The sequence below is a fragment of the Colwellia sp. MB3u-55 genome (assembly GCF_014076785.1).
Lineage (GTDB): Bacteria > Pseudomonadota > Gammaproteobacteria > Enterobacterales > Alteromonadaceae > Colwellia_A.
Genome location: NZ_JACGUS010000118.1, coordinates 70,957 through 84,087, shown reverse-complemented (window position 1 = coordinate 84,087; position 13,131 = coordinate 70,957). Strand labels below are relative to the sequence as shown.

General features: G+C 38.5%; 13 protein-coding genes. 3 read left to right on the top strand and 10 right to left on the bottom strand.

The annotated features are described in order from the left end of the window. Positions 1–283: 283 nt before the first annotated feature. The 9 genes from H4J66_RS14420 to H4J66_RS14380 form a co-directional block, all read right to left on the bottom strand. Positions 284–547, bottom strand: coding sequence for a hypothetical protein (locus tag H4J66_RS14420; RefSeq protein ID WP_182175717.1), 264 nt, complete (start codon positions 545–547; stop codon positions 284–286). A gap of 21 nt (positions 548–568) precedes the next feature. Further along, the gene (locus H4J66_RS14415) at positions 569–814 is read right to left on the bottom strand and encodes a hypothetical protein (RefSeq protein WP_182175716.1); all 246 of its coding nucleotides are present in this window, start codon (positions 812–814) and stop codon (positions 569–571) included. 27 nt (positions 815–841) lie between these two features. Further along, positions 842–1,090, bottom strand: coding sequence for a hypothetical protein (locus H4J66_RS14410; protein WP_182175715.1), 249 nt, complete (start codon positions 1,088–1,090; stop codon positions 842–844). 296 nt (positions 1,091–1,386) lie between these two features. Beyond that, positions 1,387–4,524 (bottom strand): efflux RND transporter permease subunit, encoded by a 3,138-nt coding sequence (locus tag H4J66_RS14405; protein WP_182175714.1) that lies wholly within the window; start codon positions 4,522–4,524, stop codon positions 1,387–1,389. Between the two features lie 9 nt (positions 4,525–4,533). Continuing rightward, positions 4,534–5,946 (bottom strand): efflux RND transporter periplasmic adaptor subunit, encoded by a 1,413-nt coding sequence (locus tag H4J66_RS14400; RefSeq protein WP_182175713.1) that lies wholly within the window; start codon positions 5,944–5,946, stop codon positions 4,534–4,536. Positions 5,947–6,192: 246 nt separating this feature from the next. Then, a complete protein-coding gene (locus tag H4J66_RS14395) occupies positions 6,193–7,044 on the bottom strand; it encodes a DUF6279 family lipoprotein (RefSeq protein ID WP_182175712.1) in 852 nt (283 codons plus the stop codon). A gap of 234 nt (positions 7,045–7,278) precedes the next feature. Beyond that, a complete protein-coding gene (locus H4J66_RS14390; RefSeq protein WP_182175711.1) occupies positions 7,279–7,809 on the bottom strand; it encodes a TetR/AcrR family transcriptional regulator in 531 nt (176 codons plus the stop codon). Between the two features lie 87 nt (positions 7,810–7,896). Further along, on the bottom strand, positions 7,897–8,148 hold the full coding sequence (locus H4J66_RS14385; RefSeq protein WP_182175710.1) for a glutathione S-transferase N-terminal domain-containing protein: 252 nt from the start codon (positions 8,146–8,148) through the stop codon (positions 7,897–7,899). A gap of 12 nt (positions 8,149–8,160) precedes the next feature. Then, the gene (locus H4J66_RS14380; protein WP_182175709.1) at positions 8,161–9,273 is read right to left on the bottom strand and encodes an FAD-dependent oxidoreductase; all 1,113 of its coding nucleotides are present in this window, start codon (positions 9,271–9,273) and stop codon (positions 8,161–8,163) included. A 187-nt stretch (positions 9,274–9,460) separates the two neighbouring features. On the opposite strand from H4J66_RS14380, the gene H4J66_RS14375 reads away from it, so the two are divergent. Both H4J66_RS14375 and H4J66_RS14370 read left to right on the top strand, forming a co-directional pair. Then, on the top strand, positions 9,461–10,078 hold the full coding sequence (locus H4J66_RS14375; protein ID WP_182175708.1) for a glutathione S-transferase: 618 nt from the start codon (positions 9,461–9,463) through the stop codon (positions 10,076–10,078). 88 nt (positions 10,079–10,166) lie between these two features. Further along, positions 10,167–10,859 (top strand): cupin domain-containing protein, encoded by a 693-nt coding sequence (locus H4J66_RS14370; RefSeq protein WP_182175707.1) that lies wholly within the window; start codon positions 10,167–10,169, stop codon positions 10,857–10,859. Positions 10,860–10,882: 23 nt separating this feature from the next. Here the strand turns inward: H4J66_RS14370 and H4J66_RS14365 are convergent, their stop codons facing one another. Continuing rightward, complete coding sequence (locus H4J66_RS14365; protein WP_182175706.1) at positions 10,883–11,827, bottom strand: LysR family transcriptional regulator; 945 nt, start codon at positions 11,825–11,827, stop codon at positions 10,883–10,885. Between the two features lie 119 nt (positions 11,828–11,946). Between H4J66_RS14365 and H4J66_RS14360 the strand changes: the two genes are divergently transcribed. Next, positions 11,947–13,128, top strand: a complete 1,182-nt coding sequence (locus tag H4J66_RS14360) for an efflux RND transporter periplasmic adaptor subunit (protein ID WP_182175705.1) — start codon at positions 11,947–11,949, stop codon at positions 13,126–13,128. Positions 13,129–13,131 lie beyond the last annotated feature (3 nt).

Genomic DNA, 13,131 nt, shown 5'->3' with positions numbered 1-13,131 from the left:
AAAAGAGTAGAGGGAAGTTTGCAAGACAATGTTTTTAAATAAATAATATTTTAAGAGCTTGGTCGTTATCAACTTTTATAATCTTGATTATCGCTATCAAACGCTTAGCTAGGTAGGTTGGTATCAACCGGACTAGTATTGATATATTCGAACGAATATAACGTGAAGTTTCAGCCGCAACCTTAAGTGCCTTGCCCTTTTAAAGGGGAATGTCTAATAGCTATTCATTATTAAATGACCAAAAATAGCTATTAAATTTTAATATCCCTAGCTTAAATAAACATTAACAATATTCAGTTTTATAATCTTGAAGGGGCATGACCGCATCATGCAGGCTATCTTGGTTAACTTGTATAATACCGCGCTTAGGTCTGTCTAAATCAATGATAATAAAGACCACTAAGATGATTAAGGTGAATAATAATATCGTGGGAAATGCGGGACGCTTGTTCCCTAACCCGCTATTATAACCAAGCATGCCGCCAACAGTAACAAAAACACTGAACAACAAAAACAATACCGGCTCGGGCACATGGAGTCTAAGCATAGCCGAACGTTTGTTTTCAATTTAAATCATGCTGGACAATGACTGATAAAAGCCATTGGCAATTAACAATGATCTTGAATTTTCCAATTCTTGTTGTGCTAATTCAATCAGTTTCGCTTGTGATTTACTGACCTTTTTGTTCACAGCCATACGTTGGTCTACATTGCTCAAATCTATTTGGCTTAGTGAAATACGCAGTGATAGATAAGACTCTAATTCATCAAAAACGTCATCTTTTACTTTACCACTCAATAGTTTTGCTTGCATGGCTACTCTTGAAATAGCGCCAGCTTCTTAAATAACCACGCTGCTTCGTCCATCATAACGTTGCAGTGACATATTAAAGGTGAAACCTAGCAGCAAAGCCAATAAACCCAGAATGCCGGCTTGAATAGCCGGAGATTGACTTTTCATCTCGGTGTTTTCTGCGTCTTTATTACGTAAACCGAAGCTGTAGCCTATTTGGTTAATAATTAACATCAAGATAAAAAGGGTAATAATAATGATAATGCTATTTTTGTCGTACATTAATTCTTGGCTCACTAATTAAATCTCTACATTTGAATAAATTCGTGGGCAAAGAGGGGGGTGATTGGTCAAGGAATATTTTAATAAATATCAGTATCAGCGCTAACCTTGACGAAATATTGTAGCCAAAGTGTTATTTTAAGTAAACAGTTTACTGTGTTAAGCATATTTTAATAAAATTTGAAGAAATTAGCACTGCAGATAATAGTGCGATTAAATTTTATTATGAAAAAAAAATTGCCAACCTAATAAAAGGTTGGCAATTTTTTAGTGTAATCGCAACAACATAGTTGAGCGTTTAACAGCTGACGTTATAACGATTTTCCTTTACTAACGCCTTTACGTACTAACCAACGCATGTCATTTTTATAACGATCGAAATAGCGTTTGATATCTTCCATAATCAAATAATTTATCGGCACTAAAAACAATGTAATGATTGTTGCAAATAAAATACCAAAGCCAAGACTTACAGCCATCGGAATTAAGAACTGTGCCTGAGTACTCTTTTCAAATAAAAGTGGCATTAAACCAGCAAACGTTGTTAATGATGTCAGTAAAACCGGCCTAAAGCGACGACCACCAGCGGCATAAACAGCTTCAAAGACAGCACTTCCCTCAGCACGCTTTTTGTTAATATAGTCGACCAGGACCAGTGAATCGTTAACCACCACACCCGATAACGCTAAGACCCCCATCAGACTCAGTAAGGTTAAATCCATACCCATTATCCAGTGACCTATTACCGCACCGACAATGCCAAAAGGAATAACCATCATCACCACTAAAGGCTGGGAATAACTTTTAAACGGAATGGCAAGCAGGATATAAATCACTAATAACAAGCCAAACATACCAAACTTCAGTTCTTGAGAAGACTCTTTTTGATCTCTAGCTTCACCAGCCATTTCATAATTCATGCCTGGATACGTACTTATCGATTGTTGTAAAAACTCTTCTAACTCTTCCTGCACCGCAGACAAATTACCTTGTTCTTTGTTAAAGTCAGCAGTAATAGAAAGTGTTCGCTGTCGATCAATACGTAAAATACTCGAAGGACTTAATCCAGGTACGATATCAGCAATCTGCCATAGCGGAACTTCTTGACCGGCTTCAACTCTGATCATCATCTGCTCTAACGTCTCAATCGACTGTCGAGCAGCAATAGGATAGCGCACCATAACTCGCACTTCTTCACGCCCACGTTGAATACGCTGAACTTCAAAACCGTAGACTGCTTGACGAACTTGTCTTGCAACCATATTCAAATTAAGTCCAAGTAGCGTTGCTTCGGGCTTAAGTTTTAATTGTAGTTCTTCTTTGCCATCAGACATTGAGTCTTCAACATCTGAAACTGCTGAGTACTGCGTTAATTTACTTTTGAACTTATCGCCTAGCTCAGCTAAATCATCAGCATTCTTGCCACGCAATTCGATATTAATAGCGGGTCTACTCCAACCAATTTCAGCTCGATAATTTAACTGCTCAGCGCCAGCGACTTGTCCAACCATTTTACGCCATTCTGCAACTATCTGTTGAGTGCCAATGTCTGTGCTACGGTCTTCTGGGGGGATTGTTTCGACACGAACACGTCCCGTACTTGAATTACGTCCGCCACTAATAGAATAAATATTCTTAATAATAGACTCACCAGATTCGGCATCAATATATTTCTCTTGTAATAACTTCGCTTGCGTAGTCATATGTTGAACAATACGATCGGTACTTTCAAAGGCGGTACCTGTTGGCATTGTTAGTGTTGCTGTTGCTACTTCACTTTGCACACGAGGGAAAAATACAAATTTTGTTTGTCCGCTTGAAAGCGCACCAATGACTATAAAAAGTGACGAGAACATAATTGCCAGCGTCGCGTAACGCCAGCGCAGCGCTAATGCTAATGTTGGTTGATAACATTTAGCAATAAACGTCTCTAAAGAGGTCGATATTGCCATTTGAATGCGTGTTAGCCGCGATGGCGCGCCTGTACGCGGTTTAATGTGTTTAAGATGCGCGGGTAATACCAATTTAGACTCGATCAATGAAAAGAGTAAAACCGGCACAATAACGTAAGGAATACTCTGGTACCAACTGCCTCTTCCTTCAAGTAGAGCCAGAGGTATAAACGCTGCAACAGTCGTTAAAATACCAAAGGTAACTGGCACGGCAACTTCTTGAGTACCTCTAATGGCAGCGGTAAGGGGATCAGTACCGCGTTGCATATGTTCGTAAACATTTTCCCCCGTAACAATCGCATCATCGACAACAATACCTAGCACCAAAATAAAAGCAAATAGGCTCATTAAATTCAAAGATATACCAAAAAATGGCATCAATATAAATGCGCCCATAAATGACATTGGAATACCAAGACACACCCAGAATGCAACGGCGGGTCGTAAAAATAAAGCTAAGAGAAGAATAACTAATAGCGCACCTTGCCAAGCGCTTGTAGTAAGCGTAGCTAAACGTGCTTTTATCGACTTACTGCGATCGCGCCAGTAAGTCATCGTTAACCCTACAGGTAGTGCTTGTTGTTTACCTGCGATATAATTTTTAACGGCATCAGTTACTTCGATAATACTTTGATCACCAACGCGAAAGACCTCTACCTCTATTGCGGGTATACCGTTAAATCTTGTTCTCAAGGGGGTTTCTTCAAATTCATCACGTAAAACGGCAATATCACCTAAGCGGATTAATGTACCATCTTTATCGGTTAATATCGGTAGCTGGCTAAAGTCACTTGCTTTATAAGCTTGACCAATACTGCGGATAAAAATATCTCCACCTTCAGTTTTCAAATTACCGGCGGATACATCTGTAGAGTTACGTCGTAAAGTGTCGGCAACCTGCTCTAAGGTAATATCATATTTTCTTAATGACCATTCAGGTATTTCAATCGATATTTCAAAACGCAAAGAGTTATCAACACTAACTTGAGTAACCCCAGGCAACGAAGCTATTTCATCTCGAACATCTTCAGCATAACGGCGTAATGTTAAGCTGTCATAATCGCCATACATCACCACACCAATAGCGTCACGCATACGCTTAGGCATTGTCACCAAAGGACGTTCAGCTTCAACGGGGAAATTATTAATCGCATCTACGCGAACTTTCATTTCGTCGAGTACTTCTCTAACGTCGAAACCATCTTCTACTTCAACAGTCACGGTTGAACTGCCTTCATTAGAGCGGGAAGTCATTTCACGAATGCCGTCGATATCTTGAATCGCTTCCTCGACTATTATGGTTAAACCTTCTTCAACCTCTTGTGGTGAAGCGCCAGGTAAAACAGTACTGACTTGTACGGTATTTATTGCAAATTCAGGAAATAGATCTACAGGGATTTTGTTGGACAAACTATAAAGTCCGACGGCAACGATGACCACCATAAGAAGATTAGCAGCAACGTCATTACGAGCGAACCAAGCGATTAAACCATGCATAATGAGTTCCTAGTCCGTACTTGAAGTGGATGAATTATTTTGGGATTTTTTTAAAGCAGGTAAACCTTCTTGCTTTTCACTACCACTGTCTCGTATCTCTTGATTCATTTCGGGTGTTGACACTTTCTTTTTAACTAATTCTTCATTGGTTGTCGAATTAATGTCATTCAATGATTTAACTCGGGTACCCGCGGCTAAATTGGCCGTTGGTGTTAAAATAAGTTTATCGGTAGAATCAATAGCGGCAGCATAATTATAAATGTCGCCAGTAAGTGATGAGGCAGAGATAACGACAGACTCAACATCTGTCCACAAAGGTTCAATAGCGCGTTTTTGCAACAAACCATCTTCTGCAACCGCGATCATATTATTCTGACTTACTGCTCTTCTTGGAATAGCATAGACATTCTTCAATTGTGTGCCTTCAATCTTTGCTCTTAAAAACTGCCCAACACGTAATGCGGGGAGTTGGGGAGAGCTAACAAAAGGATTATCAAGCTTGGCAACAACGTAAAGCATACGAGTAGATGAATCAAAAGCTCCTTCGCTGCGCACTAACTTACCTTTCCACGTATAAGTTTTACCACCTAACTCACCTTCAAAAAGAACAACAGATTGATGTTCCTTGTTGTCTGTAGGCTCTTTGCCTGGTGCATTGTATTCATCGGGTAAGTAGATGTGCGCTAGGTCTTGGGCTTTTACCGGTAATCTTACTTCAATATAATCAGTGGAATATATCTCAGCAATAGTTTGAGAGGGATTAACAACTTGCCCTAAATCAACCATTTGCTTCAAAATTTTTCCATCAAAGGGGGCTTTAACTTGGGTTCTCTCAAGGTTGAGTTTGGCTTTCGCCAATTGCGCTTTAGATGCATCATAAGAAGCGAGTGCAGCCGCAACTTGTGGAATGCGAAGTGCTAAATCGCGACCCGCTTTGCTACCAGGTCTAACATTCCAGTCGCGCTCAGCGACATCTGCTTGAGCCAATTCTTCTTTGTATTTTACCCAAGCATTGGCGACTGTTGATTTTGCAACATCAACTTCTATCTGATAATCACGAGGGTCGATCGCCAGTAAAACATCACCTGTTTTAAATGATGCTCCTGCTCGAATATTATTAGCGACCTCAATGACACGCCCACTGACATCTGAAACTAATTGCGTTCGAGTTAAAGGCTCAGCTGAGCCGTAAGATTTAATCCAAACAGGGTAATCCGTAGCCGTTAATTGTACTGTTTCAACACCAACAGAAGCCGGCGGACCTCCTCCCCATTTACGTGGAGTAGGTTTACTAGCAAACATTGCGGCAATAATTGAAAAAGCAATAGCAAAAATAACGATGGTTACAATCAAATGTATTCCCCAAACAACAGGTTTTTTGGTCACTTCCACCGGTTTTTGTGGTGAATTAATATCGTTCATTTAGCACTCTCTTAAATTATTTTTACTGGGTGTCTGCACGTTAATCGCACTTATTACCGATGATACTTATAAATTGATCTATGTTATACGATAAAACCAATATTAAGTTTACTTTTTATGTGAAAAAATAGTTTTATTTTCAGGTGGGTACAGCAAAGATGAGATAATTAAAATTAAGCATGGGGGTGAAATAACAACGTCAACGTAAAACTGCCTTATATAAAGGCTTTAAAACAAGCTCTGCTACTAAGTATTTATAGCCAGTTCTTTTAAATCATCAATTAAACCATCAAGTTTATTATTTAGTCGATTCAATTGTTTATCTGTTAGACTGTTCATCATAATATGAAATATTTTTACAGAGGTATCACTGTTATTTTTAGATAATGTTTTGTGTTGCTCAGACTTTAATAATTCTGGTTCAGAAATAAGTTCGGTAAACATCACTTCATATTCTTGTCTATCTAATCCCATGGCTAATACCTGTTTTAGACCTGAGTGCCATTTTATTCGATAATCCATTCTATGATTAAATGTCGGTGCTAGACTTTTGGTCAGTTGGCATACTTCAATTTTTTGGTTTTCAGTTAACTTCCCCAACCATTTTTTGAACTGCTCTTGTCGTTCTATACATGTTTCGTTAAGCCATTGCTCTTGAGATAACTCATCATAGTCCTCGAGACGTTCTTCATTATTACTGGCAATTTCATCGATGACTTGTTTTCTTTGGCGACTACTCAAGCTATGAACTAACGATATCAGCGCCGGTTTTGCTTGCTCTCGCACTACAAGCCAATGCTGCTTAATATTAACTAACTGATCGTCGACTTCTTTTACGGTAATACCGCGATTTACTTGGGCTTTTAGTGTGATAAGTTGCCGACTATATTCACTGAGTTGTGTTCGTCGGTGCCATATGTGCAGCTCATTAAATTTTGTATCAAATGTTTGTTGCTGTTCTTGGCTTAAGGTAACGTAATCGTCAAGATACCAATTACTCCACCAGTCTAAGTGGTTATAAATAAAACTAAAACTACAGGCTGATAGCAAAAATGAACTAAAAATCACAACAATGCCATTTTTAATAATTCGTTGCATATACCTGACCTTATTTTATTTGTGATTGATAAATAACATGATTAAAGTAATGAAATATTAATTACTGTCAGCTCGGGGAATATTTGTCAATATAATTTTATACGCTGTAGCGTAAAACAAGGATCAATCGCTGTTATTTTAGATACCATAAATTATCGTCAGTACTATCGAATGAAGTCATCAACCATGACAACGGTGTGAACGACATTATAAGGATTTACTTGCTACAGATGACTAAACAAAGTCAGTAAGGCTATCAAAAGCCGTTGTATCGTCTAACACTTTTGCTAAAATCATCATCCCTTCTAAAGTGGCTAATAACTGAATAGCTTTAGTTTTAGCAATGTCTACTGTTAAACCTTTTTCGTCTATATACACTGTTTGTAACCAGTTTATATTTAATTCAAAAAAGCGTTTTATTTCTATGTTGACTTGCTCTGGCAGTGCATCAGATTGTGCGCCTAACAAGCCACATAAACACATTTGATTGTCTTTTTCTAATGCCGTTTTAAAAGCATTAATATAGAGATTAATCGCACTATGGCCCTTTAACTTTGCTTTTTCAGCATTTAATAACGCTAAAAAATCATCTACGTACTGGTGTGCTAGTGCGGCACCTAAATCAGCTTTTGTACGAAAATAGTAATGAACACTTGAGCTTTTAATGCCAATTTCATCAGCCAGTTCCCTAAAGCTAAAATTACCATAGCCACCAGATCTTACTTTATTTTCAGCTAATTTGAGTATTTGAGATTTTTTATTCATAAATAAATGCTATTCGAAGGGTTACGTAAATCATATAGATTTTTACTGCTATTACGACTAATCTGTAGTTTCATCTATTATCAATGACTACGTTATTTTATTCAAATACTTAATAATATCTCCAGACTCATACAGCCAAGATTCTTGCCCATTTTCAATGACTTTTAAACAAGGTACCTGTTTCTTTCCTCCTTTTTGAATTAATTCCTTGTTAAAGGCTAAATTTTTCTCTGTATCACATAATTCAAGGGCTACATTGCTATTTTTCATTGCGGCAATGACTTGTCGACAATATGGACAATGAACTTTGTGATATAAAGCATAAGAACTTTTACTCATTATATTTTCTCTCTAGTTAAGGTCATTAAATTCTTTTTTTAATGACCTAATGGTTGTATTTGCGGCAAATAATGCGCCTTCAAGGTAACCGGCTTCTTGCTGAGCAAATTCGCTACCGGCTAAATATAAATTTAATGAGGATAATTCGCCAGCAAACCCCTTCATATTAAAATAAGGATGATTTGGTGGCTCCACTCTGTCTTTTTCAACGGCAACATAATGATCATTACCCCAGCTTTTTAAATAACACTGTGAGTATTGCTGGGCCTCATCACCAAATAATAAGCTCAGTTGATTAATACACAAAGCTTTAACCCGTTCTACAGATAAGCTTTCTATCGCTTTTGAAGAAAGCCCAATAAAACCAAATAAAGCGAAACCTTGCTGTACTTGTGCCGAAGCATCATGAATTTCTATCATAGGTCCAACACGGCTAAAGGCTTGCCCTGCTAATCCTTTTGTTCGCCAAAAAGCTTCTTCATAAGTTGCAATAAACTTAGCTTGGCTTGCCATCCAAGTAGGCACAGCGACAAGGGCTGCGGTTAAAGCTTTACTTGCCCAATAAACGGGTGTTAAAAATTCATTAATGATCCGCGGTGGTAAAGCTAAAACTAAATGGTCGGTTTCAAAAACAGATGTCGAGTCATCTTTAATATTTTTTACTGCCACTTGCCAGCTATCGTGGACTTTTGTTAATTGCTCGACTTGACAACTAAGCTGATAGTTATCTTTAGATAGCTTAGCCTGTAAAGCTAAAATGAGCTTGTATAATCCGCCAGCTAAACGATGTAAAAGTGGCCCTTGACCATTTTCAATAATTTGTGGCTGAGTATGCTGATCCGCATGATAAACAACAGCACCTTCAATATGTTGGTCAAACAAATGTGTTTGCAAGTCAGCCACTAATGCTTTCATCTGGTGATGATGCGGAAATATCCACGTCGGACCTAAATCATGTAATGGTTCATTTTCATCATACACTTTCGGTTGCTCGCTATATATACGGCCACCAAAAACATCTTTTGCTTCAAAAAGAAGATAAGGAATATTCAACTGTTCTAGTTGATAAGCGGTATATAAACCCGCTAATCCCCCACCGACAATAATCACACGTTTATTATTCATATGTAAACTTTAAAAAAAACTATCTACTGATAGATAAATATTAACTAGCTCGACCTGTAAAAGCAACTTTAATTTTTAGGAGACTTGAGTTTTAAATAAAATTTGACAATATAATTAAAAATACGCAAACTACCTACCAGTAGGTAGTCAAGTAAACAACGATAACTAAATTAATTGGAAATATAAAATGAAAATATATGATGTAGAAGGTTTTCCTAACCCATTGCGTGTCCGCATGGCGTTAGCAGAGAAAAACGCCTCTGACAAGGTCACTTTTATTGCTGTTGATGTGATGAACAAAGAACATCGAAGTGACGCTTTCATCGCTATGAACCCCTTAGCCAGCGTACCCGTATTGGCATTAGATGATGGAACTTACATCGCTGAATGTTCTGCTATTATTGAATATATCGACCACACTTTTGAGGGGATATCGTTAACAGGGTCAACGGCAAAATCGCGTGCCGTTATTAGCATGATGCAACGAAGAGCTGAATTAATGGTACTTGATGCTGTCGCTACTTATTTTCATCATGCTACCGACGGCCTAGGACCTGAACTTGAAACATATCAAAATAAAGAATGGGGTAAGAAACAAGCCGAGAAAGCACTTGCTGGTTTTAAATACTTTAACACTGTTTTAAGCAACCAGACTTATGTCGCAGGTGAAGCTTTTACTGTCGCTGATATTACCCTGTTTGCCGGTCTTGGTTTTGCTGACTTTGCAAAAATAGCCATACCCGATGAATACACACATTTACTCAATTGGCGTGCTAAGGTTGCTGAACGTCCAAGCGTTAAATAAAAATGACTGTCAGTCATTTTACATGAAGGTTTTTACTAAATGTAAAATGGCTCACTTTCACCCTTACTGTTTTAAAATAGGATTGATTATGGAAATTTTAGCTAACTTTGAACAAAGAGCTATCGTGCACAGTACCTCATTAGCATGGTTAGTTTCACCTATGCCTGGCGTAGACAGAAGACCGTTAGACCGAATAGGCGGAGAAGTGGCCAGAGCAACATCAATAGTAAGATATGCAAAAGGGAGTAAGTTTTCTGCCCACGTTCACACCGGTGGTGAAGAATTTATTGTACTTGAAGGTGTATTTCAAGATGAACACGGCGACTACCCTGTCGGCACATACATTAGAAACCCACCACAATCGTCTCATACACCTCGTTCTGATGAAGGCTGTATTATTTTTGTAAAACTTTGGCAATTTCAGCCAGAAGATAGAAGCCATGTTTGTTTACAAACACAGCAAATGTCTGCAACACCGACAGAAATACTAGGCGTTTCAATTATCCCACTACACCAAGATACTATCGAAGAAGTCGCTATTTTATCTTTTGAACCGAGCGCAGTAATGAATATTGTCGCGACTCAAGGGGCTGAAGTTTTAGTGTTATCAGGGGAGTTACAAACACCCAGTGATTTATTACAAAAGCATAGTTGGGTACGTTTACCATTAGGCGATACCTTAAAGGTAACCGCTGGTAGTGCTGGCGCAAGAATTTGGCTTAAGACAGGTAATTTAACTGAGGTAAACAAGCAAATAAAACGAGTAAAATTGGCGGGTTAATATTTAATAGCACAGACAAATATCTACATGGTATATAACTGTTCAAAGTTAGGAATAGCCCGTTCCCAAATAGGTATTTCTTTTCCTAGATACTCACGAACCGCATCAAAAAATAATCGCGTTCTAACGGGTATATCACGATGTGGATATACTGCATAGATAGCGCCATACTCCATTAATCTAACGTCGGTCAATAAAGGTACTAAACGACCATCTTTCACTTCGTTATCAAGTACGAAAGCTGGCGCAACAAAAAACGCGCTACCTGATAATGTTTTCATCAATAAAACTTCGGCATCGTTTGCCCTAAAAATACTATTGAGTTTTTGTTCCTTGGCTTCACCATTTTTATCATAGTAGCGAACACCTTCGACTTTAAATGAGGTGCTAGCGTAACTTGCCGCCGGTAATTGCGTTAAATCTTCGATAGTTTGAGGTAAACCATAATTATCAATAAATGACGGGGTCGCTAAAATTAATAAACGATTACGCGCTATTTTACGAGCAATTAACGACGAATCTTTGGGCTCACCGATACGAAACGCAAGGTCAAACCCTTCTGAGACAATATCAATAACACGATCATCTAAACGCAATTCTACTTCAACCTGCGGAAAGCGCATTTGAAAATCGTTAATGACTGGCTGTAAGTAACGTTTCCCAAATAAGGTAGAAGACGTTATTTTGAGGACTCCTTGGGGCTCCAAATGATAATTTTCAGCCATTCGTACTGTTTCGCCCAGTAACTCTCTAAGTTCAGCTGCTTTTTTAACCATCTCAGCGCCAGCAGCCGTTAAGGAAAATGAACGTGTCGTGCGATTAAGTAATCTAACGCCTAATTGTTCCTCAAGGCGGCTGAGCTGTTTAGAAATAACCGAACGGTCAATATTACGTACTTCAGCCGCTTTAATAAAAGAACCTTGTTCAACCACTTCAAGCAACATCAATAATCGGCTAGTCGTATCCATACTTTATTACCATCACAATTCAATTGATGCCATTTTGGCACTAATCAAATGCAAAATCTATGGTTTTTATCAACAGGTTTGTTACGTAAAATTGCGCTCAAATTAAAAGAGGTCTTATTATGAATAAACATTTAATCGCAGTAGCTATTGCTATGGCAAGCTTAACTTTATTAGGTTGCTCAGAAGCGCCTAGTCAAAAAACACAGCAGCAACAACTACAGTCGATTGATGTGGCAGAAGTGCTAGTCAAATCTGTACAAAATTGGCATACCTATACCACCCACTTAGAAGCTCCTGAGCAAGTTGCTTTGAAACCACGTGTTTCAGGGGTAATAGAGTCGATTGCTTTTGATGAGGGTCAGCAAATTAAAACGGGCGACCTACTGTTTAAACTAGATGATCGACCCTTTTTAGCTATTGTTGCTAGCCTTCAAGCACAAGTTAACAGTGCAAAAGCTGCATTTGATCAAGCAAAAAGTGAAGAAGAACGTGCAATACGTTTAACTCAACGAAAAGCGATATCCACTGAACAAGCAGAGTCTCGCACGTCAACATTACGTCAGCGCGAAGCACAACTCGCTGCATTACAAGCACAATTAACAGCAGCACAACTTGATTTAGAATTTACCGCTATTCGTTCACCTATCGACGGTATTATTTCTCGAGCCAACATTACCAAAGGCAATAACATTATCGCCGGACAAAGTGTGCTAACAACGATTGTCTCTAACCAAGCGATGTTTGCTTACTTTGACATTGATGAGCGCACCTGGAATAGCGATTTTGCTAATATTAGTGCCTCCGATCAGCAAAAAGTCATGATGCAAAAAGTAGGACAAAGTGAGTTTGCTTACCAAGGCTATATTGATTTTATTGATAACCAAATAAATTCGGCAACCGGCACATTGCGGGTAAGAGCGGTATTTAATGAAGAGAAAAACCAACTCCGTGCAGGCTCTTTTGCACGCATCAAGTTGGCTGCAAATGCCATTACCGAAAAAATTATCGTGCCTTCACGCGCTATTGGTACCGACTTAAAAAATAATTTTGTTTTAACTGTTGGTGAAAATAATATTTTGCAATATAAGCTGGTTAAATTGGGTGAGCGTTACGGCAGTTTACAGGCAATTACTTCCGGGCTAAAAGCAACAGATGTTATTGCTGTTAATGGTCCTGCCCGCGTAGGTCCAGGCATGCCTGTCGCACCTAATAATGTCACCATTGATAGTGCTGGTATTGCCTTTACTTTATCACCTGTTGCTGATGCCAGTTTAACGGCAAAACTAACGTCAGAAGAATAAGAG